Genomic DNA, 23,968 nt, shown 5'->3' with positions numbered 1-23,968 from the left:
ATGAGCTACTCTCTCGTTCTTAACTCTGGCTCCTCCTCCATCAAGTTCCAGCTGGTGGATCCCGCCTCCCACGCCCAGGATGAGCCTTTTGCCTCTGGGCTGGTGGAGCAGATCGGGGAGGACTCCGGCCGCGTCACCCTCAAACATCAGGGGAACAAGCACGTGGTGGAGGCACCGATTCCCGATCACTCGGTGGGGCTGAAGCTGGCCTTTGACCTCATGCGCGAGCATGGGTGCGGCATCGAAGATGTGGACATCTCCGCGGTGGGGCACCGCGTGGTACACGGCGGGCTGGTGTTCTCCCAGCCGGTGATCCTCACCGATGAGGTCATCAACATGGTGCGCGATCTCATCCCGCTCGCTCCGCTGCATAACCCGGCCAATATCGACGGCATCGAGGTGGCGCAGTCGCTGCTGCCGGACATCCCGCACGTGGGCGTGTTCGACACCGGTTTCTTCCATTCGCTGCCGCCCGCAGCTGCCCTCTATGCCATCAACAACGAGGTGGCTGGCGAGTACGGGGTGCGCCGCTATGGCTTCCACGGCACCAGTCACGAATACGTGTCGCAGCATGTGCCGGCGTTGCTCGATAAGCCCGCCGATATGGTCAATCAGATCACCCTGCACCTGGGCAATGGTGCCTCCTGTGCGGCTATTCGTGGCGGGCTGGCCATCGACACCTCCATGGGGCTGACCCCGCTGGCCGGTCTGGTGATGGGTACCCGCTCCGGCGATATTGATCCCGGCATCGTCTTCCACCTGGCCCGCCAGGCGAATATGAGCATCGATGAGATCGATGAGCTGCTCAACCGCAAGTCCGGTGTGAAGGGCATCGCCGGGGTAAATGATTTCCGCGTGCTGCGCGAGCGCATCGAAGAAGGCGATGATGACGCCTGGCTGGCCTACAACATCTACATCCACCAGCTGCGCCGCTATATCGGCTCCTACATGGTGGCCTTGGGCCGCGTGGACGCCATTACCTTCACTGCCGGTGTGGGAGAAAACGACAAATTCGTCCGCGCCGATGCGCTGGAGAACCTTGAGTGGTTCGGCATCAAGATCGATCCCGAGCGCAATGAGCTGCCGAATGACGGCCCGCGTGAGATCTCTGCCGATGATTCTCAGGTGAAGGTTTTTGTGGTTCCCACTAACGAGGAACTCGCCATCGCCCGCTACGCAGATCAATTGGCGCAGAACAGCTAGCACAAAGAAAAGCACTGTGGCGGTACCGAAAGGGTGCCGCCACAGTCGTGTATTTAGCTGTGCTCCGTGGTGTGTAGCGTGAATAGTCCATTGGCTCAGAACGTGCAGGAGAGGGCAAGCATGATGCCCAGTACTCCCACCATGTTGAAGAGATCAGTGACCACGATAAACCACACGGAGCAGACCACCGCCCACAGTGCAGAATATCTCACTGCCATACGCACTGCCCACAAGAACCGCGTAGTAGACCACCACGGTGTGCCTAGAGCCAAGTGGTGGGGCGCACTTTGTTGGCCATGTCGATGAGCTCGTAGCGGTGCAGGGTGTGGTGGGCGCTGCGGGCCAGGCCACGGAGCCAGCGAGCAAGGCCGTAGCGCAGACCGGTTTGGGTGAAGGGGTCGTCGAAAAGCTCATTGGGCGAGCATGCCTCACTGAGGTCATTGCTGCGCAGCCAGTAGAGCCCGGCGGCCGTGACTGCGGCCTGGAGCTGTAGGTAACGGGGCTCGTTGGTGGGGATCTGTTCCAAGCGGCGGGCGGCGCGGCGGATGGCGGATTCGGTGGACTCCCCAGAAATGAGCATCATGATGGTGCTCAGCTGCGCCATACGCTGATGCCGTGAGGCCTGCGGTACCCGATCGAGCGCCGCCACCGCCAAGTTGGTCTGGCCCTCGGCATAGAGCTGCCTGGCCAGGCCGAAGGCCGAACTCACCGTGGTGGGGTTGGTGGCCCACACCAGCTGATAGAGCTGAATAGTGTGAAAGCGCAGCTTCGCCGGCACGCTCGTGACATAGTTCCAGTCATCGCTGATGGAGCTCATCTGCTCCGGTGTCACCTCCGCCGCATCGGGACCGAGGAGCGCGGCCTTCAGCGCGGTGTCGCCGAGCAGGGCCACATGGTCGTGGGAGCTTTCCTGCAGCAGCATGTCATTGACCGCCGCCAGCGCCAGCTTCGGCGCCGGCTCCCCGGGCAGGATGTGCAGCACCTGATTGAAATGCCGTTGGGCGGCCAAGAGATCCCCGGTGAGCATGGTGGTCACCCCAGAAAACCACTGGTGGCGCCAATCGTTGCCGAGTCGTTCTTCCAGCGACTCCAGCCAGGATTTCGCCTCGTCCCGGAAACCCAAGTCCAAAAGCGCGCGCACCACGCCGAGGGGGATCTCGGTGGAGTGTTCATACTCGCTGGACTGCATGGCTTGGTGCAGGGTCTCCAGGGTCTCTGTGGGCTCGGAATAGGAGCTACCCGAGAGCAGGGCGGCCCCAGGATCGGAGCTATCAATCAGCGGCACCGGTAGCGCCGAGATCACTTCGTCTGGGGTGATGCGCACTGTACGGTCCACGCCATCAATGAGCTGATCGGTTTGGAACACTAGGTGCTTGGTGCCGAAGGTTGTACGCTGTGGTGAAAAGGCCGAATGGTGCGAGGGGTATTGGATGTCATCGCGAATGGCGAGGATTTCCCGCAGCACACCAAAGAGCTGGATTTCCAACTGGGACACATCCGTGAAGCGCTGGGCAGGGTCCTCGTGGGTGCAGCGCAGCAGCAGACGGTAGAAGCTCAAGTAGCGGCGCAGCAAGGGCTCAGAGGTAGGGGAGGGGATCCCTGGCTCGTACACGCCCTCGCTCATTGGCAGAGGCAGTGTGAGCGCGGCGAGGGTGCGCCCGATGGTGTAGATGTCCGAGGCCACCGATGGCCCCTCGGTGGCGACCTCGGGGGCCTGGAAGCCCTTGGTGCCATAGATATAGCCGAAGGCCCCGATGCCGGAGACCGCGCCGAGATCAATGAGCTTGACTTGGTCCTCGGTGACGATAATGTTGTCCGGCTTGAGATCGTTGTACACCACGCCGCGGGAGTGCAGATAGGCCAGCGCCGGCAGCACTTCGAGGATATAGCCGATGGCCACGTCGATATCGATGGTGCCGCCGGAGCGCTTCGCCCGGTCCCGCAGCGAGGGCCCGCCCACGAACTCCATCACGATGAAGCCGCCATCCACCCGGGGATCGTCAATGAAATTGAAGATCTTCACGATCGCCGGGTGGGTGATATCCGCAAGGAATTCACGCTCGGCCTCGGCCACGCCTTGGGAGGGGTGTGAGGTCTCCGCCATCATGCCCTTGAGCACCACCCAGCGGCCCGAGACGTTGCTGTCCTCGGCGAGATACACCCAGCCCATGCCGCCGTGGGCGATCACGCCCAGCACAGTGTACTGGTTGGCCACCACATCGCCGGGGCTGAGCGCGGGAGGCTCGGTGCCGGCGGCGATGTCCTCGCTGGGGTCAATGAGGGCCCGTTCGGGATCGTGCAGGGGCACGAAGGGAAGCTGCACCATGCCCTCGGCCACCAGCCGGCCCACGCGGGTATGCGTGCGCCGCTCGCGGAAGGTGGACAGCGCCTCGCGGCGACTGCGCTCGGAGGGATCGTCCTGCACCTTGGTGGGGGCGGTGGGCTGATTCGGCCCATCGCGCAGCGCTCCGAGGTCCGCGAGCAGCGCCTGGATGGAGCTATCGGAATCGAGCTCCTGCTCCTCGTCGCCATCCTCCGCGAAGGGGTCAAAGGGCACGGCCTCGGTGCCCATGACGGGATGTTCCTCATCGCTCATCAGTGTTCTCCCTCCTCATCCACATAGTGGGGCTTGGGTGGAGACACCGAGGTTTGGTAGGGGCCGAGGGTCTGCGCATACATGTCTTGCCACGTGCCATCGCTGATAATGCGCTCGATTGTGGAATTGACTTGCCGCACCAGCCCCGTGGTGTCGTGGCCCCTCTCAGCCGGCGGGATACCCACCCCATAGCTTTCCTTATCAATGGGCCGGCCCACGATCTCCGTGGTGGGGTCTTGGGCGGCGATGCCGGCGAGAATCGAATCATCACCCACCACGGCATCCACCTGGTCCTGTTGTAGGGCCACGAGGCAATCCGCCCAGTTCCGCACGCGCAGAATATCAGCATTGGGCGCATAGGTGCGGGTATGCTGCAGCGCCGTGGACTGATCCACCACGCAGACGCTGCGTCCGTGGAGTGAGTTCACCCCAGTGGTGCCGGAGCCCTTGTGCGCCAGCACCCGGGTTTGGGAGGTGAAATAGGGCGCCGAGAACTCCACCTGCCCCTGGCGTTCGGGGGTGATCGTCATGGTACGGATCACCATGTCCACGGTGCCGCTATCCAGCGCCGAGACCCGGTCAGAGGCGTCGATGAAGCGAAAATCTACGGCATCGGGGTCGTCGAAGATATCTCGGGCGATTTCCCGCGCGAGCTCGATCTCGAAGCCGGAGAGTTCACCTGTGGCGGGATCGCGGTAGGAGAGCAGATTCTGGGATTGGTCCACGCCCACGATCAGGTAGCCGCGCTGCACAATGTCCGGAATACGCTCCTCGGGGGTTCGCTTATCGGGGCGCAGGGAGGCAGAGTTCTCGGACTCGTCCACCTGCACCGGCGGCTGGCTACCTGCCTTCTCCCACTGCGCGCCGGCGGGAAAGGAGCGCTGTTGATGCGCTAGCTCCTGCACCCACGTGGGGGCTGGGTCGCGCTCGGGTTCCACCTCGGAGCACCCAGCGATCCCAGTGCTCAGGGCAAGACCTAGTGCCACAAGGCAGCGGTGCGGTGTGGGCGGGCGCATCAGAGGAACTCCAAGAGTCGAGGGCGAATACCTATCCACACCAGTACCACAGAGAACACGGAGCAGATACTCACCATGATGGCGAGCAGGCGGGTGGCGCGCAGGCCATCGGCAATATAGTCGCGCATGGTGGCGCGGGCATCGCTGATGAGCGTGGAGAGGTTCGCATCGAGCTCATCGAAGGCAGTGGCCGCAGAGCGGGGATGATTACCGAGGGTCACATCGAGGGCGGTGTCATAGTTGCCGGAGGACTGGGCGTCGCGCAGCCGCTCGTGATACACCCGCCACTGCTCCACGGACTGCTCGGCGCGGTTGGTGGCCATCTGATCTTGCGCGGAGTCCAGCAGGGGAGAGGAGCGATAGCTGTCGATCGCGTTATCGATGCGGTCCATGCTGGCATAGAACAGAGTGGCATTATCGGCCACGGATTGGCGCCGCACCAATGCCAAGGTTTCTTTGGTGCGGGCCTGCTGCGCGGCGATACGCGCATTGGTTAATTCACTCATCGGCCCGGCCGCTTTACTAAAGCCCTGCTGCCCGGCATTCCACGTGGCCCAATTGGCCGATCCCACCCATAGCAGTGCGGCGAGCATGACTACGGTGGCGGCGGCGAAACCTCGGTTGAGGATGCGGCGGGTCCGGTTATAAAGCCACGCCTGCGCCAGCACCAGCAGCACAAACGCAGCCACCAGCCCAGAGATCGGCACCCACTGGGGGCGGGTGAGGTCCTGCTGCTGCTCGGCTACCGTGGCCGAGGTGAGCTCGTAGAGCCGCGAGGCATTGGGCAGGATCTCGCTGCGCATGAGGCTCGAGGCCTCGGCCAGATAGGCCGTGCCCACCGGGTTGCCCATGTTGTAGTTCGCCCGGGCGGTCTCGATCAGCCCGGTGTAGACCGGCAGTTTTTGATTGATGGAGGCCAGCAGCCGCATTTCCTCGCTATTGCTATCGCGGACCTCCCCCATGGTCTGCGCCGCGGCGATACTGGCCCGCGAAATCGCATCATTGTAGCGCTCCCGCACCCGCGGCGAGCCGGCGCGATTTTCCACAAAGCCGGTGGTGGCGGAGGTATCGGCGATGGAGAGCGAGGTATAGAGATTCAGCGCCGAATAGCTCATGGGCTCTACATGGTCGAGCAGCTGATTCAGATCGCGCTCTTGATCCTCGGAGGAGCGTGCGATCGACAGCCCCGCCGCCAGCAGCGCCACGCTGAGGATGACGCACATCAGTGTCATAAGCCCAGGCGGGGTGCCCACGAAGCGAATAAAGCGCCGCAGGTGCAGCAGGGGCACATCCACCAATTCGCGGGTGACGTCGGCGAATCGCCGTTCGGCGGGTTCTGGCTGATCGAGCCAGGCATCGCCTTCGCTTGTCGACGCCGCCCTCAACTCCGTGACAGCCTCTGCCACGCTGTCACCCGTGGGGCCGGCTTTCTGGCCCGTACCGGAAAGAGTCATGTCCACAAGTCTAGCGAGGATATCTCGCCATACCCAGTACTCGAACTACACTCGCGAACATGGATGGAGACGGAAACGGTTGGAGCCTTGCCCCCGATGGCTCGCGGCGCTGGGGCCTCTTTGGCGCGGCGGGGCTTTTTCTCATCGCCTCGCCCCACACCGCGCCCCGGGTATTGCTGCAGCACCGCGCTCAGTGGACGGCCGAGGGCGGAACCTGGGCCCTGCCGGGCGGGGCGCGGGATTCCCACGAAACCGCGGTGGCGGCCGCGTTGCGTGAGGCGCGCGAGGAAACCAGTATCGACACCGCGCAGGTGCAGGTGGTCGACGCCATCACCACGGCGGGACCGTATGTGTCTGGCTGGAGCTACACCCAGGTGCTGGCCACCTGCCTGCAGCCGCTGCCCACCGCCGGCAATGAGGAATCCGTGGAGCTGCGCTGGGTGCCCTTGGCCGCGCTGGAGTCCTATCCGCTCATGTCGGCTTTCGCGGAGTCGCTTCCGCTGATGCGTTCGGTGATCGCTGCCGGCGGGGTGGCGTCGACAAGCTAAGAGTAGCCCTAGCACTGCGGGCGGGGCTGTGCCACACTGTGCTACATGATTGAAGTTACTGGGCTGAGCAAACGCTATGGCTCCACGCTGGCGGTGGATAATCTCACGTTCAGCGTGAAGCCTGGCGTCGTTACCGGATTCCTAGGGCCAAATGGTGCCGGCAAATCCACCACCCTGCGCATGATTCTGGGGCTGGATAGCCCCAGCTCTGGGCAGGCCACGATCAATGGGCGCACCTACGCCGAGCTGGAGAATCCGCTGCACACGGTGGGCTCGCTGCTGGATGCGAAGGCGGTGCATCCCAAGCGCAGCGCGGCCAATCACCTGCGCTGGATGGCGGCCTCCAATGGCATCGATACCCGCCGCGTCGACGAGGTATTGGGGCTCGTGGGGCTGAGCGATGTTGCGGGCCGCAAGGCGGGGGGCTTTTCCCTCGGTATGGCTCAGCGCCTGGGTCTCGCCGGCGCGCTGCTGGGCGATCCGGAGTATCTCCTGCTCGATGAGCCGGTCAATGGCTTGGATCCGGAAGGTATCCGCTGGGTGCGCACCTTCCTGCGCTCCCTAGCCGAGGAGGGCCGTACCATCCTCGTCAGCTCCCACCTGCTCTCCGAGATGTCCCAGACCGCCGATCACCTGCTGGTGATCGGTCGCGGCCGGCTCGTCTCGGATTCCCCCACCGAGGACTTCATCCGCCAATCCGCGCAGTCGACGGTGCTGGTGCGCACCGATCACCCGCAGGAATTGGCCGCCGCGCTGCAGGAGGAGAACTTCCACGCCGAGCGCTCCCACGACCCCCACGGCCGAGAGATCCTAGTGGTGCAGGAGACCACCACCGATGTGGTGGGCGGGCTGGCCTACTCCATTGGGGTGGCCGTGCACGAACTCACCGAGCAGCGAGGCTCCCTCGAGGATGCCTTCATGCGCAGCACCGGCGACTCCGTGCAATACCAATCCCACACCACCACCGCTGCGCTGCAGCGTCCGGAAGGGGAGATCTAAACCATGTGGAATGCCATTCGTGCAGAGTTCATCAAGCTCACCACCACTAAGTCCTTCTACATCACCTCGCTGCTCTATGTGCTCATCGCCGTCGGTTTGGCCGGTATGTCGGCCTATGGCACACGGCAACTAGCGCAGAATCCCGAATTTGCTGGATCCGAGGTCGAGTTCATCGTCGAGCCCCGCGGCTTGATCTTCACTCTCGATGTCGTTGCCGCCATCGTGATGGTCCAAGCGGTACTCATGGTGACCTCCGAGTACAGCCGCAATCAGTCCACTGCCACCTTCACCGCCATGCCGCGCCGCTGGAGGGTGGCCGCAGCCAAATGTGTGCTCTACGCCGTGGTGGTGGCGATCCTCTCTTTCCTCACCCTGATCCTCGTCCTCTACGTGGGCAAAATAATGGGCGGCGAGGCCGCCAGCTCCATGCAGATCTGGGGCGATGACTATGTCCAGCACGCCCTCTGGGCCAAGCCGGTGGCGCTCGTGTTGAGCATCGTTTTTGCCATGGGTTTCGCCTGGTTGCTGCGCAACACCGCCGGCGCCCTGTTGGTGGTGCTGGTGTGGAGCCTCGGACTCGAGCTCATCCTCGGAAATATGCTGCCGCGGGTGGGTACCTATATCAGCGGCTACGGTCCCTTCAACCATCTCACCGCCTTCCAGACCACCCAGCCCGTCGTTGAGGGCCCAGACTGGGATCCGATTCTCAGCGGCCTCTACTTCGCTGTCTGGGCCGCCGTGATCTTCGCGGCAGGGCTGCTGGCAATGAAGAAGCGCGACGCCTAGTTCAGCAGCACATACAGCGCCACCACCGCGCCGGGCAGCGCCAGATAATAGGCCAGCACCGCCGCGGTGCTCAGCGCCGGGTGCGGCTGGGTCACCCCGGCCAGCCAGATGGCGAGACGAATGATGCCGTCCGTGGCCGGCGGGATGAGCATCACCAGCAGCACCCCGACGAGGTTGAAGAGCACATGCACCAAGGCCACCTCGAGGCCCGTGGCCCCCGCCGGTCCCTGTACCGCGAGCGTGGCCATGAGCGTGGTGAGCGTGGTGCCGATATTCGCCCCGAGGGTCAGCGATAGCGCCTCCCGGGTGGTGATCGAGCGCACTGCGGCGAAGGGCACAATCGAGCTGGTCACCGTGGACGAGGAATGAATCAGCGCCGTCAGCGCCGCCCCGGCCGCTACCCCGGTGGCTTGGGAATCGCCCAAGGCTCGTTCCATGAGTGTGCGGGTGGCCTGGGCCATCAGCACATGCAGCTGCCGCGTAATCAAATAGACGGCGCTGAGCAGCAGCGCCGCCCCCAGCACAAGCACCACCCACGGGGCGGCCTGCGCGCCGACAAGCGCCCCAGCGGCACCGCGGGTGCCCACCAATTCCACGAGGGGATCGCTGAGCCGGCGCACAAACTCCGCGGTGGGGATTTCCTGGTGGGAGCTCTCGTGGAGGATCTGGGTGCTCAGCCAGTGGCTGCTGCGCTCTAAGGGATGAAAGAGCAGCTCGAGGGGGAAGAGCACCGCCACACTGGCGCTATTAAAAATGCCCTGCACAGTGGCGGCGGCGAAGGCGCTGCGAAACTCCACCGGCGAGCGCACAAAACTCAAAGCCACGATCGCGGAGGTCATCGAGGTGCCGATATTGGCGCCCATGGTGATCGCGATCGCCAAAGGCAAAGGCACTGCCCCAGTGGCCACCGCGGCCACGGTCACCGTGGTGATGGTGGTGGAGGATTGCACGACCGCCGTGGCAGCGATACCCAGGCACAGCCCCACCACGGGGTGTGCGGCCGCCGCGACCAGGGTAGCGATGGTGTCGCGGGAGAGCATCGAGGTGGCGTCGCCAAGCAAGGCGAGCGCAAAAAGGAGCAACACCACAGCCCCCGCCACGCCCGACCAGCGCACCGCCATGCCCAAGAGGGAGGGCGCGAGAACATCGGAATCGGAGGTGGTGATCCGCGGATTGCGGGGATGAGTGGTGCCCGGCAGCCGGGTGGGTGAGTCAGCTGCCACCTCGTGAATCCTCCTCCTGCGCTGCCGGTTGCTGTGACCTCAACATTAATGGGGGCTGGTGGGAAGCCCTAATTTCCTCCCCCTATGCCAAACCTGAGGTGAGCTTGCAGGCATTATCCAGATACTTGCGCCAGAAACCGCGGGTAGACCACTCCTCGAGCTCAATCTGCGAGGAACTGGCGATGTAGCTATCGGCCAGCTCGCTGAGCCGGGTTGTGAGCGAGCCGCGCGCCACCATCAGCGAGATCTCGTAGTTGAGGTTGAAGCTGCGCATATCCATATTGGACGAGCCCATCACCCCGATGGCATCGCGGTTGGAGGAGGCGGGATCGGCCACCATGAACTTCGAGTGCAGTACATAGGGCTTGGGATAGGTGTGGATGTGCACCCCAGCCTCCAGCAGAGCCTGGTAGTAGCTGGACTGGGCGTGGTGGACGATGAAGTTATCGGCGCGCTCGCTGACCAACAGATCCACCTGCACGCCGCGGTAGCAGGCGCTGGTAATGGACTCAAAGAGGGACTCGTCGGGGATGAAATAGGGCGAACACAGGATCAGCCGCTGCTTAGCGTGGTGGGCGATAGAGTTAAAGAGGCGCAGATTCGGCGAGGTGGGAATACCTGGGCCGGAGGGCACCAGCTGCAAAATATTGATATCCGAATCCGGTTCCTCCGGTAGCTCCGGGCTGGGTTTTTCCTCTAGCACGTTCAGCGCCTCGCCGGTTTCGAAGTACCAGTCCATGGCGAACACAGCGCGCAGCGAGTTCACCACCGGCCCTTCGAGCTCCACCATGAGATCGATCCAATGGCGATCGGCCTCAATATTGGCGTTCAGCAGATAGCTGGTATCGATGAGGTTTTGCGAGCCCATGAAGGCCACCTCGGAATCCACGATCACCATCTTGCGGTGATTGCGCAGATCCGGGCGACGCCAGCGACCAAACCAGGGTCGCAGCGGAAGCATCACGTGCCACTCCACCCCGATGGAATCCAGCCGTTTGCCCAGCCGCATATAGCTGGGGTACTTCCACGAGCCCACGTGATCAAAGAGCAGCCGTACCTTCACCCCGCGCTGGACGGCGCGTTCGCAGGCGCGGAAGAACGGATCGGTGGTGTCATCCCAGGCAATGATGTAGATCTCGATATGCACATACTCGCTGGCATTATCGATGGCTTCGGCCATGCGGCGCAGGCTGTTGTAATAATCCGGCAGCAGCCCCTTGGTGGTGCCGGTGACAGCGGGGATATTGGTGAGCCGGCGATTGAGCTTGACTATGGATTCCAGCTCCGGGCTGAGCGTGGTGTGCTGCGGATAGTCGGGGGCCTCGGACTGCACGGCCTCAATCGATTGATTGGCCTCCTGCTGCAGCCGGTGGCGGCGGCGGTTGATATAGGCCGAGCCCATGAGCAGAAACAGCGGCAGGCCCACGATGGGCAGCACCAGAATGATCAGCAGCCACGCTGTCGATGCGGCGGGACGACGCCCTTCCGGCACGATGCCGATGGCCAAGATACGGATGGAGTAGTCGATGATCAGGCCCACCGTCTGCCACCACTCCAAGTGCACGCTAATCACACTCTGCGCCCCCGCTAGTCATAATCCACCACCACGGGCACATGGTCCGAGGCGCCTTTACCAGCGCGCTCCTCGCGATCAACAAAACCGCTGCGGGCGCGGGCCGCCAGCGCGGCGGTGGCCACCTGAAAGTCAATGCGCATGCCCTCGTTCTTGGGGAAACGCATGGCCGTATAGTCCCAGTAGCTATAGTTGCCCTCGCTAAAACGGCGGGAGGTTTCTTCCACCCCCTCGCTGCACAGGAACTCGAAGGCGTGGCGCTCTGGTTCGGTGAGATGGGTTTTGCCCGCGAAGAAGGAAGGATCCCACACATCGCTATCGCGGGGAGCGATATTGTAATCGCCCACGAATACCGCCGGGGTGTCCAGACTGTGGGCATAGGCGCCGAGGGTATAGAGGAAGCGCAGCTTGTAGTCATAGTGCGGGTGGGCGATCTCGCGCCCATTGGGCACATAGAGGCTCCACACCTCCACACCGCCGCAGCTGGCGCCGATCGCGCGGGCCTCGATGTCCTGCGGCTGCGCGGGATCATTGTGATAGCCGGGCTGCTGCGGGAAGTGGGTGCGCACATCCGCAATGCCCACGCGGGAGATCAGTGCCACGCCGTTCCACTGATTGAGCCCATAGTGCGCCACCTCGTAGCCGGCCTCGGTGAAGGGGTCGGTGGGGAAGGCCTCGTCTTTGACCTTCGTCTCTTGCAGCGCGAGCACGTCCACGTCGTGGCGCTGCAGAAAATCCACGGCACGCTCAATGCGCGTGCGCACGGAGTTAATGTTCCACGTGGCAATTCGCATGCCCACTACAGTAGTCGTTGGAACAACTGGGGGTAATCCGACGTTTCAAGGGATAAGAACGGAGATTCGTGCCGTCTTCGGCGGCGCCTCAACCAAGGAGTGATGTGGTGTTCATGGAGGATGAGTACCTGCGTATTCAGCAGCTGCAGCAGCCGCGGCGGGGCTTTCCTTTCGCGGGGGTTCTCGATGCCATGAGCCCGCCGGTGGCCTATTCCGAGATGGAGCGCTACCAGGCCTTCGGCCCGGGCCGGAATCGCGGCCGCCGCGATACCTACTGCGCCCCGGTGCTGCGGCGCATGGCCGCGCACGCACTCGATGCCGCCGGTGTCACCCTGGCGCTGCTGGCCATGCTCCTTGTCGTCTCCACCGGCAGTGTCAGCACCGTCGCCCTCCTGAGCGTCCTGCTCGGCTGGCCGGCCGCCTATTACCTCTATCAGGTAGCCGGCGATGTCTGCGGCGGCAGCGTGGGCAAGCGGCTACTCGGCCTGCGGGTGGTGGCCCCGGCCGCCCTGCCGGTGAGTATCACTTCCGCTTCTCGACGCAACCTGTGGATCTTGCTCAACTACATCCCCATCGCCGGCCCAGTGGCGGCGCTCGGCGTGGCGGGATGGCTCGGCGCCGATGCCGCCACCGATGCCTTCGGCATGGGCCCGCACGATCGCAGCGCCGAGCTGCGCGTCATCCGCCCCGACTAGCCCCTAGCCTCCTAGCTCTGTGGCATAGCGGTGGCGGTGATGTTCGATGAAACCGAGCCGCTCATAGAGCCCGATACCGGCGGTATTGGAGGCGATCACCTGCAAATAGGCGTCTGTGGCCCCGTTCTCCGCGCCCCAGTGCAGCACCGCCTGCCCGAGCTGGGTGCCTAGCCCGCGGCGGCGCCACGCATCCTTGACCTCCACGGCGGAATAGCCGAGCCAGCGCCGCCCATCCGGGGACTCGGTGATGGTGGCGCGGGTAATTGCCACCGTCTGCTCGCCCACGCGGATCCGGGCGAATCCCATGCGCCCCTCGATCTCGCGCATGAGCAGCTCCAGGGCGTGCACCGGCAGCGCCTGGCCGCGGAAGTGATATTGCTTCAGCCACGCCGCATCGGGCTGCTCCTCCACGCTCACCGTCATACCCTCTGGCAGTGTCGGCGGCGTGTCGTCATCGCTGAGCGAGCGGCTCATCACAATAATGTCCGGCCCCAGCTCCCAGCTGGGCGGCCGGCAGAGCCTTTCGGCATTGCGGGCGATACGCTCCGGCAGGTGCACCCGCACCGGCAGCTCGTGGCGGGCATAAAACTCGCGCATCTCCGCCAGCGGCGGCAGGCTAAACCCGGCCGACGGGCCCAGCGGGGTGGCGGAATTAGAGCGCTCGGTAATGCCATCGCCGGCGCGCATCAGCCACTGCCCGTCCTCGCTCCAGGCGTGCTCGATGCCTGGGAAAGCGAGGGCGGTGGCGTGCTCGATGGCGCGGATATCGGAGTTCATCACCCGGCGCGGGCTGAGCACTTTCAGGATTTTCACCAGGGAAGCGTCGATAAGCACTGTCGGCGCAGAAGAAGGCAGCCCGCCCACTGACTGGGGCCGCAGGATCAGCGGCTCTAGGCTCACCACGTGCCCGATCACATCCGTCAGATGCCCGGGTGTGTTGGGGATGCGGCGGCGCACAATCACCCGATCGCCCACTGTGGGGGCGCGGCCACTAAAGGGGAAACTCAGCATTAGTTGTCGAAACCGAAGGGGTCGGGGTCGGTGCCGGGCAGCCAGGTGCGGCCGGCTTCCGTCCAGCCATTGCGCTTCACCATCTTCTTCGCGGCGCGCTTATTCCGGCCGATGAGCATATCGGTATAGACATAGCCATCGAGATGGCCCACCTCGTGCTGCAGCAGGCGGGCGAAGAAGCCATAGCCTTCTACCGCGATCTCCTCGCCATTCTCATCGAGGCCGGTGACCCGCGCCCAATCGGCGCGGCCGGTGGGGAAACCCTCGCCCGGCAGGGAGAGACAGCCCTCATCCTCGGAGCCATCCTCGGCGGGCATGGTCTCCGGGATATCGGAGGTTTCCAATACCGGGTTGATCACGCAGCCCACCCGAATCCGGCCGCCATCGCGGGCAATATCCGCCGCGGACTTATCGCTGCCCTCAGGACCGTCGATATCGGGGCAGCGGTAGACAAAAAGTCGCTTGTTCACGCCCACCTGATTCGCCGCCAAGCCCACCCCATTGGAGGCCACGAGGGTCTCGTGCATGTCGGCAATGAGCTCGGCGAGCTCGCTCGCCGGCTCGGTCACGGGCTCAGTGGGGGTGTGCAGGACGGGGTCTCCGTAAATCACAATCGGGCGAATCGTCATGCAATAGAGTGTAGACCCATGAGTCAGTTGAGTGAGCACGACAAAGCGATCCTGGAGCTGGAAAAGAAGCGCTTCGTGCAGGCCGGGCGAAAAGAGGAGGCCATTCGCTCGCTCGGCACCACCCCAGTGCGCTATTACCAGCGCCTGAATGAACTGATCGATCTGCCGCTTGCAGCCGAGCGCGAGCCACTGCTCATCGCCCGCCTGCGGCGGCTGCGGGAGCGGCGATCTTAAAACACTTTCAGCTTCACCAACTAGTTCACGTTAAGATGGCAAGCGTGTCTGAGATGAACTACTCCCCCCACGAGTCCACTGAGCACGATTCCGTACTTGACGAGCGTGCCGCCGCCTCCGCCGCAGCCGGTTCTTCGCGCGGTTCCGAGGCACCCATCCGCGGTTTAGCGATGATCCTCATCAGCGTGGCAGTATTGCTGGCGCTATGGGGAGTATTTACCCTCATCGATTCCGATGATCCCAATGACACCGTGGTGGCCGATCCCGGCTCCTCCAGCTCCGCCGCGCCATCCCCCGCGCCGAGCAGCGCCGCCGAGCGTCCCGAGGGCGCCGAGCAGGCCCCGCCCGCTCGCCCCGAGGGTGAGAAGCCGGCCCGCCCGGCAGAGCAGGGTGCCGCGGTGGATCCGAAGACCGTGCCGGTGACCACCCTGAATAACTCCACCATCACCGGCCTGGCCGATAGCGTGGCCACCAAGCTGCGCGATACGGGCTGGAATGTGCGCGAGGTGGGCAACTTTGCCGATACCCCGCTGCCGGAAACCACCGTGTTCTTCACCCCCGATAATGCCGATGAGGAGCGCGCCGCCCGCGCGCTCGCCGAGGAGCTGGGCGTGCAGGCCCAGCCGCGCTCGGAGGCTGTCGCCACCGCCCCGCAGGGCGTCGTCCTCATTCTCACCAAGGACCTCCGCACTCCTTAAAGTCGGCGATCTTTTCACCCTGTGGGCGCGCCCGCCTGCTGGAATCGAGTAGTACTTCACCATGACTCAGTCTTCGTCAACCTCGCTGTCTGCCGGTGAGAAGCGCCGTTCTGTCTCCCACCACCAGAGCTTTAAACGCGGCGGCCCCCACACTCTCGGGGTGGAATGGGAGATCGGCTTGATTGATCCCGTGACCCGCGATCTGGTGCCCCGCGCCCATGAGGTGGTGGACTATATCCACGAGCACTATCCAGAGGTGCACGTGGAGCGGGAGTTTTTGGCCAATACCGTGGAGCTGATTACCGGGGTCGGTTCCACCGTGCCCGAGGTAGTAGAGGAGCTGCGCCACGGGCTGGCCGCCTTGCAGGAGGCCGCCGAGCACCTGGGCGTGAAGCTCTGGTCGGCCGGCTCCCACCCCTTCGCAGACTGGCGGGAACAGCCCGTGTCGGAGAAGGGGCCCTATTCGGAGATCATCGAGCGCACCCAGTACTGGGGGCGGCAGATGCTCATCTGGGGCCTGCACGTGCACGTCTCCGTGGAACACGAGGACAAGGTCTGGCCGCTGATTAACGCGCTCATGACCACCTTCCCGCATCTTCTGGCCCTCTCGGCCTCCTCCCCAGGTTGGAATGGGCTCGACACCGGCTATGCCTCCAATCGCACGATGCTCTATCAGCAGCTGCCCACCGCGGGGCTGCCCTTCGTCTTTGACACCTGGGAGCAGTGGTCGGAGTACATGGAGGATCAAGACACCTCCGGGGTGATTAGCCACACCGGCTCGATGCATCTCGATATCCGCCCCGCCGGCAAGTGGGGCACCATCGAGGTGCGCGCCTGCGATGCCCCCTCCACGATCACCGAGCTCGCCGCCCTCGTGGCGCTCACGCACACCCTAGTGGTCTACTTCGACCGCCAGCTCGATGCGGGCGCGGAGCTGCCGCAGCTGCCGCTCTGGCACAACGCGGAAAATAAGTGGCGGGCCGCCCGCTATGGCATGGATGCGCTGGTGATCACCGGCCGCAACACCGAAGAGGAATGGGTGCGCGACTCGCTGCGCGGAATTATCGCCACCCTCCGCCCGCTGGCCGCGGAGCTGGGCTGTGCTGAGGAGTTCACCGAGCTCGAGCGCATGGTGGATCGCCCGGCCGCCTATGCCCGGCAGCGGGCCGTCTTTGAAGCCAGCGGCGATTGGAAGGACGTGGTGGACCTCAGCATCGAGGAGCTCTACCGCGGCCGCCCCTAGTCTTCTAGCTGCTCCTAGTCTTCTGGCCGCCCCCGCTGCTCTTTGCGGCGGCGCTGCTCTTCCTTCTGCCGCTGCTGTTCCTTCTCCCGCTCCTTGCGCTGCTTCTCGACGGGCTCGTCGCTGGTCAAGAGCTCGGCGTCGTAAAGCTTTTCCTGCCTTGCGATCCTGCCGAAGCGCTGCGCCACCACTGGTGCGGTGAGCAGGGCGAAGAAGATCACCAGCACCATGGCGGTGATATCGCCGCGCTCTGCGGAGCCGAAATCCTCAATAGCGATCACCCGCAGAATCGCTCCGAGCATCACCAGGATCAACCCGAGGGTTTGGGGTTTGGTGATGGCGTGCAGCCGCTGCATGGTGTCGCGGAAGCGGGCAAGCCCGAGGCTCGCCGAGAGCGAGAGCAGGGCGCCGAAGGTGAGGCACACAAAAGAGGCGATCAACAAAGCGGAGGTCATCGGCGGGCGTCTCGCTTCCGGAATCGGGTGACGGCCACGGTGGAGATGAAGCCGAGCAGCGCCAGCACCATCATGGCGTTCGACACGGTGGTATCGAGGGTATAGCAGATATACAGCGCCAGGGCCGCCTGGGACATGGCCACGATCGCATCGAAGCTGAGCAGCCGGTCCAGAGAGTTCGGCCCCACGAGGATCCGCCCCAGCGCGATGAGCGCCGAGACCGAGAGCATGATTGAGGGGATGATGAGCAGGGCGGTGTAGAGATCATTATCCACGAGGGCTCACCTTCTCTTTGTGTGTCCCGTTTTTCTGCATATCGCTTTCGAAGATGGCGATCAACCGCTTCTCCAAGGCACGCACGCTTTCTTTGGCGGCGGCGATAGCGGCGGGGGAGCGGCCATCGAGCACGTGATAGATCATGCGGCGATTGGCCACATCGAGATCACAGACCGAGCCACCCGGGGTGAGGTTCAAGACGGTGGCGGCGAGGGCAAAAACGAACTCGTCTTGGACGCGCATGGGCACATAGACGATGGCGGAGCGCGGCGGCTGCCCAGGGCGCAGTGCGATCCACGCCACCCGGGCGGAGGAGACCACCAGATCCCCCACGAAGGCCCCGGCCAGCCGGAGGAGCTGCCACCAGGCGATGCGGGACCACGTCATGGGCACGCTCGGTAGCGGCAGCAGCACCGTCACTGCCACGCCGATGCCGAGGCCGGCGAGAATATTGCCGGGGGTGATCTCGCCATAGAGCATCACCCAGATGATGGCTAGCAGCACCACGGAGAGCGGCCGGAAGCGGCGTTTGAATCCTTCAATCATCACTGGTCTCCTCGGAGTGCGGGCTGGCGGCCCGGCTCATCGTTGCCTCTGTCATGGCCGAGCACGGCGCTGCGATAGTTCGCCAGATCCTGGGTGGACTCCGCGGCGCGGGTGGTCACCTCGGACAGCGGCCCGGCGAGCACCGTGATGGCCAGTGAGGCGGCCACCAGCAGGGAGGTGGAGGCCACCATGCCGCTGGGCATCCGGCCCACATCGGAGCGCTCGGTGATCTCGATGGTGTCCGTGCTTTCGATCAGCGTGGTGGGGCGGGCAAAAGCCTGGTTGCCCTCGGGGGCATCGGAGCGGTCGCGCCAGAAGGCCTTGGACCACACCACGGCCATGGTGTAGAGCGTGAGCAGGCTGGTGAGCACCGTGCCGCCGATGAGCAGCCACACCAGCGCCCCAGAGCGGGTGGCGCCGGCCTCGATGAGCAGCACCTTGCCCAAGAATCCGGAGAAAGGCGGGATGCCACCCAAGTTGAGGGCGGGGATGAGAAAGAGCGTGGCGAGTACCGGCGAGGTCCAGGCCAGCGAGCCGAGCCGCCGCAGCGAGGAGGAACCCGCCTGGCGCTCGATCAGCCCCACCACCAAAAACAGGGCGGTTTGCACCAAAATGTGGTGCACGGCGTAGAAGATCGCGCCGCTCAAGCCCTCCGCGGTGCCGAGGGCGATGCCGAAGATCATGAAGCCGATGTGGCTGACCAGGGTGAAGGAGAGCAAACGCTTGATGTCGTTTTGGGCCATCGCGCCGAGGATGCCGAAGAGCATGGTCAATAGCGCCGCCCACATCAGCACGGTATCGAGGCTGCCGTCGGGAAACACCACGGAGCGCATCCGAATAATGGAGTACACGCCCACCTTGGTCAGCAGCCCCGCGAACACCGCGGTCACCAAGGCTGGGGCGGTGGGGTAGGAGTCCGGCAGCCAGGAGTAGAGGGGAAAGACTGCGGCTTTGACTCCGAAGGCCACGAGCAGCACCGCGAAAATGGCGGTGCGCACCCCGGAGGGCACCTCCTCCATGCGGATGGAGATATGCGCCAGGTTCAACGTGCCCACGGCGGCATAGGTGAGGGCGATGCCGATGAGGAAGATCACCGAGGAGAGCATATTCACCATCACATAGGCGATACCGGCGCGGATACGCTCCCGCGCCGCGCCGAGGGTGAGCAGCACATAGGAGGCCACGAGCAGTACCTCGAAGCCCACATAGAGATTGAAGAGATCCCCGGCGAGGAAGGCGATATTCACGCCCATGCTCAACAGCAGATAGGCGGGTAGGAACACGCTCACGGGGTCTTTCTCCGAGCCATCGCGCATGCCCTGGGCAATGGCAAACCACATCACCGCCAGCAGCACCAGCGAGGAGACGGTGAGCATCAGCGTGGAGATGCGATCGGCCACGAGGGTGATACCGATGGGTGCATCCCAGCCGCCGATTTGCAGGCTCTGCACCCCGGCCTGGTCCACGTAGACCACCATGAGGGTGCACAGCGCCAGCAGCAGAATGAAGGTGCCCATGGCCACCACGTGCTGCACCCGCCGGCTGGAGAGCAGGTGGATGAGCGCGGTGGCGATCACCGGTAGCAGAATCGGGCCTGGGATTAGATAAGGAAACAGCGGCGCGAGGGTATCCATCACTGCTCGTCTCCTTCTTTTTTGCCTTGGCCGTGCACCGGTGCCTCGAAGCTGGAGGGTCCGAAGAGATCGCCGCGCTCCGTCGGCTCGCCGGTGAGCGGATCATCGGAGGCGTCGTGGTCCGGCGCGGCCGAGGCGGCCAGCGGCCGGGTGGCCACGGCGGTGTCCTCGGTGTCATCCTCCACCAGGTCGGCGGTGCCATAGCGATACTGCCGGTAGGCGAGGCCGAGAATGAAGGCGGTCATCGCCATGGAAATCACGATGGCGGTGAGGATCATCCCTTGGGCGAGGGGATCGGAGTCGGCGTCGTCAAGCGCCGAGCTGCGCCCCATAATCGGCGGCGCTCCCGCGGGGCCGCCGGCGAGCAAAATCAGCAGATTCACGCCATTGCCCATGAGAATCAGGCCCATGAGCATTTTGGTCATGGCGCGCTCGAGCAGCAGGAAGGTGCCCGCCGCCACCAACACCCCAGCGGCGAGGACGAGTGAGAGATTAACTACCATGGCGCGCCATCTCCTTCCTAGCGGTCTCCTTCTTCACGGCCTTGCGGCGGCGGCTGCGCTCATCGCGATCCAGCTGCCCGCCCAGCGATTGCAGAATGTAGAGCACCAGCCCCACCACGATGAGATACACCCCGAGATCAAAGATCAGCGGGCTCACCAGGTGCATCTCGCCGATCAGCGGCACATGCAGATCCAGCACATAGCTGCGCAGCGGGGCATCGCCGAGCAGCAGCGGGGCCACGGCGCTTATCGACGCCAACCCCAAGCCACTACCGATGATCTTGCCCGGATCCACCGGCATGGTCTGCTCCAGCTCCTCCGGGCCGCCGGCCAGGTAGCGCAAGGCAAAGGCCAGCCCCGCCACCAGGCCGCCGGCGAAACCGCCGCCCGGGGCATTATGCCCGGCGAAGAAAAAGAACACGCTGAGCACAATCATCGCCGGGAAACTCAGCCGGGTCGCCGCCTCCACCACTAGGGCGCGGTTGCGTTCGCGCTCATGCGCGCCGGGGGCGGACAGCCACTGCCCGCCGAAGGTGCTCTCGTGGAGCACCGGCCGCCGCGAGACGCGAGAGAAGCTGCGGGTGCGATAGACCAGCGAGGCCACGCCGGTGGCCACAATCACGATCACGGAGATCTCGCCCAGGGTATCCCAGGCGCGAATATCCACCAGCAGTACGTTCACCGCATTGGCGCCGTGGGCGATGTCCTTGGCTAGGGCGGGGATCGCCTCGGAAATCGGGGCCACGCTGCGGGCGTTCATGGCGAAGACCCCCAGGACCACAGTGGTCATGCCCACCGCGGCGGCCAGCCACGCCCGGCCGCGCAGATAGCCGGTGCGGGTGCGCGCCGAGGTTTCCGCCGGCAGCTTCCGCAGCACCAGCATGAACACCACCATGGACACGGTTTCTACGAGCAGCTGGGTGAGCGCGAGGTCCGGGGCGCCATAGGTGGCGAAGATCAGCGCCAGCCCATAGCCGGTCACCCCCAGCAGCACCACCGCGGAGAGGCGGTTGTCCATCCGGGTGGTGGCGATGGCCACCACAATGATGATCAGCGCCAGCACTCCCTGCACCGGGGTGTCCCAGAGCGTCATGCGCACATTGGTGCGTTCGCCCAGCAGGATCGCCACCATGGGCAGCACACAGAAGGTCAAAAGAATCACGGCCTCGTTGATGGGCAGCGAGCCGCGCTGCGTATTCGCGGTGATGCGCAGCGACAGCCGCCGCAGCGTATCCAGGGTGGAATCATAGGCGGCATCCGCCGAGCCCAGCGCGGGTTTGTCGAAGTGGAAGCGCTCGAGGGTTTTGCGCTGCCAGTGCATGATCGCACCGGCGGCGATAATCACTGCGGTGAGCAGCAGCGGGATGCCGAAGCCATGCCACAGCGCCAGCTCGCCGGAGGGGGCGACGGCGCGCATCTCGGCGTCATCGTAGACGGTGCCCGCGTGAATGCTGATCGCCTGATCCAGCAGCTCGGGGCGCAGCCCGAAAAACAGTCCCGCCAAAGCCAGCACCAGGGGCGGGGCCCATTGGGTGAAGCTCAGCGTATCCATGGTGGCCACCGCCGGGGAGATGCCGCCACCGCTGGGATGATCGGGGCGTTTGCGAAAGAAAGCGGCGTGGAAGAAATACAGGGTATAGGCCACAGTGAGCACCGAGCCCACCACCAAGCCCAGCAGGGTGGCCTGGCCGGGTAGCCCCACCAAGAGTGGTTCGTGCAGCAGGGTCTCAAATACCGCCTCTTTGGCCACGAAGCCGAAGAAGGGCGGGAGCCCGGCCATGGAGGCCCCGGCGAGGGCGGCGATCAGCGCCAGCCCGGGCTTCTTCCGGCCCAGCCCGGAGAGCTTATTTTTATTGCGGGTGCCGGTGCAGTGGTCGATGGCGCCCACCACCATAAACAGGGTGGCCTTGAACATCGAGTGCGCCAGCATCAGTGCTAGGCCGGCGATGAGCGCTGCTTTCGCGCCCACGCCCATCACGGTGATGATGAAGCCCAGCTGGGAGACGGTGCCATAGGCCAGAATCAGTTTCAGATCCTTTTGCCGCAGCGCCATCCAGCCGCCGAGCAGCATGGTGAAAATGCCGAGCGGCAGCACAATCAGATGCCAGGCGGTGATGCCATTGAGCGTGGGCGAGAGCCGCGCCACTAGGTAGATGCCGGCCTTCACCATCGCCGCCGAGTGCAGATAGGCCGATACTGGGGTGGGGGCGGCCATGGCACCGGGCAGCCAGAAATGGGCGGGGGCGATCGCGGATTTACTGAGCGCCCCAGCGAGAACGAGGGCCACGGCCGCACCCATCCACGCCGCATCCGGCCCGATACCGTGACTAACCAGACCAGAGAGCGTCCATTGCCCCGAGCGGGTGCCGAAGACCACGATGCCCACCAGCATCGCCAGGCCGCCGAGGGAGGTGACCATCAGCGCCTGCCCGGCGGAGCGGCGGGAGGAGGCGCGCTCGCCGTAGTAGCCCACCAAAAGGAAGGACAGCACGGAGGTGATCTCCCAGAACACGTACATGAGCAGCAGGTTGTCGGAGATCACCAGCCCGTACATGGCCATACAAAAGGCCACCATGCAGCCGCCGAAGGTGGCGAGCCGGCGCGGGTTGGCGTTGAAATAGCCCCAGCAATAGAGCAGCACGAGGGCGCCGACGCCCAAGATGATGAGCGCAAAGAGCGCGGAGAGGCTATCGAGGCGGAAATCGAGGTCCAGGTGCGCGCCGCTCATCCACGGAATCTCGGCGGTGCGGGTGGTGGGTTCCGGGGTGGTGAAGTAGGTGGTGAGCACCCACCAGAACCCGGCGGCGGGAACCAGTGCGACCACACCGAATGCCGCGCGCCCTATCACCCGCAGGAGTACGGGTGCGAGCAGCGACGCGGCAATTAAGCAGAGGAGCAGAAGAAGCACACATCCACCTCATCTAGTAGAGGAAGCAACGTGTCTCATTCTAAACGAGGCCTCGGGCACCAACCGCAGCCTTAGGGGGCGTTGAAGAACAGCACAAACATCAGCAGCACCATGAGTGGCCACAGTATGGCCACCACCACGCCCCACGCGAGCGCGGTATTTCGCAGCCATGCCGCACACCCCACCGCCGCGGAAATGAAGATCCACGGCCACGCCTGCCCCAGCATGGATATCGAACCGATCGTCTGGATCGCAATTGAGATCACGATGGCAGCCCAGCCGAGGATGAGAATCAGCTTGTCCATTGCGCCGGCATTCATTAGTGCCACGTACAACTCTTGTGGTCAAGCCAGAAAATAATCACTTCGGCTGCGATCTGACCTTTTTTACCTACCCCTAGGGCGTAGTGGTCACGGTCCACTTCGTTCCGGAGATTCCGGTCGTAACCGCAGTCCCCGAATCCATGCCTTGCATAGCGCCAATCATGCCGCTGGCATGCTGCATCGATAGCATCAATCGGCGCCCCTGGGCCGCGATGTCCCTTGCCACACCAGTTGCCGTACCGCGGCCACGTGGATGGATCGAACCAGCTCCGATAGCCTATGTCTCTCTCCCGGTAGAGCTCGTTGAGTGCTTCTGCCACGTCCAAAGCTTCATCAGATACCCCCGCACTACGCGCCCTAGAAGTATCTATATGGATACTGTCACTAGGTCCGGGTTCGACAAATGGTTGCAATTCCTGCTCAATCTTGGTGGGCGTCACGCCCGGATTGATGTCCACCGAGCAGCTTTTTTAGTAAAGCTGTTCACCATAGTAGCCCTCCTCGGTAGCCAAGCTCCTAGTTCTAGTGTAATTTCTCAACTGATTCCACGCAGCCATTGGGGGATTTTTGCCTTGTGCATTTCAGGCATGTGACGGCTTGGCTACCTAGCCGGCGGTGTGGAGT

Annotated in this window: 24 protein-coding genes; 8 read left to right on the top strand and 16 right to left on the bottom strand. The window is 64.1% G+C overall.

Annotated elements, in window-relative coordinates; genetic code table 11:
• Nucleotides 1–1,203, top strand: coding sequence for an acetate kinase (locus GBB14_RS04820; RefSeq protein ID WP_151530160.1), 1,203 nt, complete (start codon nt 1–3; stop codon nt 1,201–1,203).
• Nucleotides 1,204–1,298: 95 nt separating this feature from the next.
• Here GBB14_RS04820 and GBB14_RS10740 read toward each other — a convergent pair whose 3' ends face one another.
• From GBB14_RS10740 to GBB14_RS04805, 4 genes are read right to left on the bottom strand one after another with little or no spacing between them, the layout of a single operon-like run.
• A complete protein-coding gene (locus GBB14_RS10740) occupies nt 1,299–1,421 on the bottom strand; it encodes a hypothetical protein (protein WP_255443829.1) in 123 nt (40 codons plus the stop codon).
• 44 nt (nt 1,422–1,465) lie between these two features.
• Nucleotides 1,466–3,799 carry a serine/threonine protein kinase gene (locus tag GBB14_RS04815; protein ID WP_151530161.1) on the bottom strand — a complete coding sequence of 778 codons (2,334 nt, stop codon included), beginning with the start codon at nt 3,797–3,799 and terminating at the stop codon, nt 1,466–1,468.
• On the bottom strand, nt 3,799–4,815 hold the full coding sequence (locus GBB14_RS04810; protein ID WP_151530162.1) for a glutamate ABC transporter substrate-binding protein: 1,017 nt from the start codon (nt 4,813–4,815) through the stop codon (nt 3,799–3,801). The genes GBB14_RS04815 and GBB14_RS04810 overlap by 1 nt, the downstream gene beginning before the upstream one ends.
• Nucleotides 4,815–6,269 carry a hypothetical protein gene (locus GBB14_RS04805; RefSeq protein WP_151530163.1) on the bottom strand — a complete coding sequence of 485 codons (1,455 nt, stop codon included), beginning with the start codon at nt 6,267–6,269 and terminating at the stop codon, nt 4,815–4,817. Before GBB14_RS04805 ends, GBB14_RS04810 begins: the two co-directional genes overlap by 1 nt.
• A gap of 59 nt (nt 6,270–6,328) precedes the next feature.
• Here GBB14_RS04805 and GBB14_RS04800 point away from each other — a divergent pair, with 59 nt between their 5' ends.
• The 3 genes from GBB14_RS04800 to GBB14_RS04790 are packed head-to-tail and all read left to right on the top strand — an operon-like array spanning nt 6,329 to nt 8,602.
• The gene (locus GBB14_RS04800; protein WP_151530164.1) at nt 6,329–6,817 is read left to right on the top strand and encodes an NUDIX hydrolase; all 489 of its coding nucleotides are present in this window, start codon (nt 6,329–6,331) and stop codon (nt 6,815–6,817) included.
• 45 nt (nt 6,818–6,862) lie between these two features.
• Nucleotides 6,863–7,816 carry an ABC transporter ATP-binding protein gene (locus GBB14_RS04795; protein WP_151530165.1) on the top strand — a complete coding sequence of 318 codons (954 nt, stop codon included), beginning with the start codon at nt 6,863–6,865 and terminating at the stop codon, nt 7,814–7,816.
• 3 nt (nt 7,817–7,819) lie between these two features.
• Nucleotides 7,820–8,602 carry a multidrug ABC transporter permease gene (locus GBB14_RS04790; protein ID WP_151530166.1) on the top strand — a complete coding sequence of 261 codons (783 nt, stop codon included), beginning with the start codon at nt 7,820–7,822 and terminating at the stop codon, nt 8,600–8,602.
• Here the strand turns inward: GBB14_RS04790 and GBB14_RS04785 are convergent.
• The 3 genes from GBB14_RS04785 to GBB14_RS04775 all read right to left on the bottom strand — a co-directional run bounded on the left by GBB14_RS04785 (nt 8,599) and on the right by GBB14_RS04775 (nt 12,192).
• The gene (locus tag GBB14_RS04785; protein WP_151530167.1) at nt 8,599–9,825 is read right to left on the bottom strand and encodes a Na/Pi symporter; all 1,227 of its coding nucleotides are present in this window, start codon (nt 9,823–9,825) and stop codon (nt 8,599–8,601) included. The two genes, GBB14_RS04790 and GBB14_RS04785, sit on opposite strands and share 4 nt — an antisense overlap.
• A gap of 82 nt (nt 9,826–9,907) precedes the next feature.
• Complete coding sequence (gene cls / locus GBB14_RS04780) at nt 9,908–11,398, bottom strand: cardiolipin synthase (RefSeq protein ID WP_151530168.1); 1,491 nt, start codon at nt 11,396–11,398, stop codon at nt 9,908–9,910.
• A gap of 14 nt (nt 11,399–11,412) precedes the next feature.
• Entirely contained in the window at nt 11,413–12,192 is a 780-nt protein-coding gene (locus GBB14_RS04775; protein WP_151530169.1) for an exodeoxyribonuclease III, read from the bottom strand.
• Nucleotides 12,193–12,305: 113 nt separating this feature from the next.
• Here GBB14_RS04775 and GBB14_RS04770 point away from each other — a divergent pair, with 113 nt between their 5' ends.
• Nucleotides 12,306–12,887, top strand: coding sequence for an RDD family protein (locus tag GBB14_RS04770; RefSeq protein WP_151530170.1), 582 nt, complete (start codon nt 12,306–12,308; stop codon nt 12,885–12,887).
• A gap of 3 nt (nt 12,888–12,890) precedes the next feature.
• Here the strand turns inward: GBB14_RS04770 and GBB14_RS04765 are convergent, their stop codons facing one another.
• Both GBB14_RS04765 and GBB14_RS04760 read right to left on the bottom strand, forming a co-directional pair.
• Nucleotides 12,891–13,898, bottom strand: coding sequence for a GNAT family N-acetyltransferase (locus GBB14_RS04765; protein WP_151530171.1), 1,008 nt, complete (start codon nt 13,896–13,898; stop codon nt 12,891–12,893).
• Nucleotides 13,898–14,527, bottom strand: coding sequence for a peptide deformylase (locus GBB14_RS04760; protein ID WP_151530172.1), 630 nt, complete (start codon nt 14,525–14,527; stop codon nt 13,898–13,900). The genes GBB14_RS04765 and GBB14_RS04760 overlap by 1 nt, the downstream gene beginning before the upstream one ends.
• Before the next feature lie 18 nt (nt 14,528–14,545).
• On the opposite strand from GBB14_RS04760, the gene GBB14_RS04755 reads away from it, so the two are divergent.
• The 3 genes from GBB14_RS04755 (at nt 14,546) to GBB14_RS04745 (ending at nt 16,702) form a co-directional block, all read left to right on the top strand.
• On the top strand, nt 14,546–14,761 hold the full coding sequence (locus GBB14_RS04755) for a DUF3263 domain-containing protein (protein ID WP_151530173.1): 216 nt from the start codon (nt 14,546–14,548) through the stop codon (nt 14,759–14,761).
• Nucleotides 14,762–14,814: 53 nt separating this feature from the next.
• Nucleotides 14,815–15,459, top strand: a complete 645-nt coding sequence (locus GBB14_RS10770) for a LytR C-terminal domain-containing protein (RefSeq protein WP_151530174.1) — start codon at nt 14,815–14,817, stop codon at nt 15,457–15,459.
• A gap of 61 nt (nt 15,460–15,520) precedes the next feature.
• Complete coding sequence (locus GBB14_RS04745) at nt 15,521–16,702, top strand: glutamate--cysteine ligase (protein WP_151530175.1); 1,182 nt, start codon at nt 15,521–15,523, stop codon at nt 16,700–16,702.
• 14 nt (nt 16,703–16,716) lie between these two features.
• Here the strand turns inward: GBB14_RS04745 and GBB14_RS04740 are convergent, their stop codons facing one another.
• From GBB14_RS04740 to GBB14_RS04710, 7 genes are all read right to left on the bottom strand, one after another.
• Nucleotides 16,717–17,154: a monovalent cation/H(+) antiporter subunit G gene (locus GBB14_RS04740; RefSeq protein ID WP_151530176.1), complete on the bottom strand. Its 438-nt coding sequence runs from the start codon at nt 17,152–17,154 to the stop codon at nt 16,717–16,719.
• Entirely contained in the window at nt 17,151–17,429 is a 279-nt protein-coding gene (locus tag GBB14_RS04735) for a monovalent cation/H+ antiporter complex subunit F (RefSeq protein ID WP_151530177.1), read from the bottom strand. Before GBB14_RS04735 ends, GBB14_RS04740 begins: the two co-directional genes overlap by 4 nt.
• Nucleotides 17,422–17,976 carry a Na+/H+ antiporter subunit E gene (locus GBB14_RS04730; protein WP_151530178.1) on the bottom strand — a complete coding sequence of 185 codons (555 nt, stop codon included), beginning with the start codon at nt 17,974–17,976 and terminating at the stop codon, nt 17,422–17,424. Before GBB14_RS04730 ends, GBB14_RS04735 begins: the two co-directional genes overlap by 8 nt.
• Nucleotides 17,976–19,610 carry a Na+/H+ antiporter subunit D gene (locus GBB14_RS04725; RefSeq protein ID WP_151530179.1) on the bottom strand — a complete coding sequence of 545 codons (1,635 nt, stop codon included), beginning with the start codon at nt 19,608–19,610 and terminating at the stop codon, nt 17,976–17,978. The genes GBB14_RS04730 and GBB14_RS04725 overlap by 1 nt, the downstream gene beginning before the upstream one ends.
• Nucleotides 19,610–20,113, bottom strand: a complete 504-nt coding sequence (locus GBB14_RS04720) for a Na(+)/H(+) antiporter subunit C (protein WP_151530180.1) — start codon at nt 20,111–20,113, stop codon at nt 19,610–19,612. Before GBB14_RS04720 ends, GBB14_RS04725 begins: the two co-directional genes overlap by 1 nt.
• Nucleotides 20,103–23,021 carry a Na+/H+ antiporter subunit A gene (locus tag GBB14_RS04715; RefSeq protein ID WP_151530181.1) on the bottom strand — a complete coding sequence of 973 codons (2,919 nt, stop codon included), beginning with the start codon at nt 23,019–23,021 and terminating at the stop codon, nt 20,103–20,105. Before GBB14_RS04715 ends, GBB14_RS04720 begins: the two co-directional genes overlap by 11 nt.
• Before the next feature lie 71 nt (nt 23,022–23,092).
• Nucleotides 23,093–23,341, bottom strand: a complete 249-nt coding sequence (locus GBB14_RS04710) for a hypothetical protein (protein WP_151530182.1) — start codon at nt 23,339–23,341, stop codon at nt 23,093–23,095.
• Nucleotides 23,342–23,968: the final 627 nt, after the last annotated feature.

This window comes from Corynebacterium sp. 51B (assembly GCF_008930785.1).
Classification (GTDB): domain Bacteria; phylum Actinomycetota; class Actinomycetes; order Mycobacteriales; family Mycobacteriaceae; genus Corynebacterium; species Corynebacterium megadyptis.
This window is presented reverse-complemented; position numbering and strand designations above follow the sequence as displayed.

Excerpts from the sequence above, each read along its gene's own strand:
- GBB14_RS04710 (WP_151530182.1), bottom strand. The coding sequence starts at position 23,341 with ATGAATGCCGGCGCAATGGACAAGCTGATTCTCATCCTCGGCTGGGCT.
- GBB14_RS04800 (WP_151530164.1), top strand. The coding sequence starts at position 6,329 with ATGGATGGAGACGGAAACGGTTGGAGCCTTGCCCCCGATGGCTCGCGG.
- GBB14_RS04810 (WP_151530162.1), bottom strand. The coding sequence starts at position 4,815 with ATGCGCCCGCCCACACCGCACCGCTGCCTTGTGGCACTAGGTCTTGCC.
- GBB14_RS04815 (WP_151530161.1), bottom strand. The coding sequence starts at position 3,799 with ATGAGCGATGAGGAACATCCCGTCATGGGCACCGAGGCCGTGCCCTTT.
- GBB14_RS04745 (WP_151530175.1), top strand. The coding sequence starts at position 15,521 with ATGACTCAGTCTTCGTCAACCTCGCTGTCTGCCGGTGAGAAGCGCCGT.
- GBB14_RS04805 (WP_151530163.1), bottom strand. The coding sequence starts at position 6,269 with ATGACTCTTTCCGGTACGGGCCAGAAAGCCGGCCCCACGGGTGACAGC.
- GBB14_RS10740 (WP_255443829.1), bottom strand. The coding sequence starts at position 1,421 with ATGGCAGTGAGATATTCTGCACTGTGGGCGGTGGTCTGCTCCGTGTGG.
- GBB14_RS04755 (WP_151530173.1), top strand. The coding sequence starts at position 14,546 with ATGAGTCAGTTGAGTGAGCACGACAAAGCGATCCTGGAGCTGGAAAAG.
- GBB14_RS04730 (WP_151530178.1), bottom strand. The coding sequence starts at position 17,976 with ATGATTGAAGGATTCAAACGCCGCTTCCGGCCGCTCTCCGTGGTGCTG.
- GBB14_RS04725 (WP_151530179.1), bottom strand. The coding sequence starts at position 19,610 with ATGGATACCCTCGCGCCGCTGTTTCCTTATCTAATCCCAGGCCCGATT.
- GBB14_RS04765 (WP_151530171.1), bottom strand. The coding sequence starts at position 13,898 with ATGCTGAGTTTCCCCTTTAGTGGCCGCGCCCCCACAGTGGGCGATCGG.
- GBB14_RS04770 (WP_151530170.1), top strand. The coding sequence starts at position 12,306 with ATGGAGGATGAGTACCTGCGTATTCAGCAGCTGCAGCAGCCGCGGCGG.
- GBB14_RS04760 (WP_151530172.1), bottom strand. The coding sequence starts at position 14,527 with ATGACGATTCGCCCGATTGTGATTTACGGAGACCCCGTCCTGCACACC.
- GBB14_RS10770 (WP_151530174.1), top strand. The coding sequence starts at position 14,815 with ATGAACTACTCCCCCCACGAGTCCACTGAGCACGATTCCGTACTTGAC.
- GBB14_RS04775 (WP_151530169.1), bottom strand. The coding sequence starts at position 12,192 with ATGCGAATTGCCACGTGGAACATTAACTCCGTGCGCACGCGCATTGAG.
- GBB14_RS04820 (WP_151530160.1), top strand. The coding sequence starts at position 1 with ATGAGCTACTCTCTCGTTCTTAACTCTGGCTCCTCCTCCATCAAGTTC.
- GBB14_RS04795 (WP_151530165.1), top strand. The coding sequence starts at position 6,863 with ATGATTGAAGTTACTGGGCTGAGCAAACGCTATGGCTCCACGCTGGCG.
- GBB14_RS04740 (WP_151530176.1), bottom strand. The coding sequence starts at position 17,154 with ATGACCTCCGCTTTGTTGATCGCCTCTTTTGTGTGCCTCACCTTCGGC.
- GBB14_RS04720 (WP_151530180.1), bottom strand. The coding sequence starts at position 20,113 with ATGGTAGTTAATCTCTCACTCGTCCTCGCCGCTGGGGTGTTGGTGGCG.
- GBB14_RS04790 (WP_151530166.1), top strand. The coding sequence starts at position 7,820 with ATGTGGAATGCCATTCGTGCAGAGTTCATCAAGCTCACCACCACTAAG.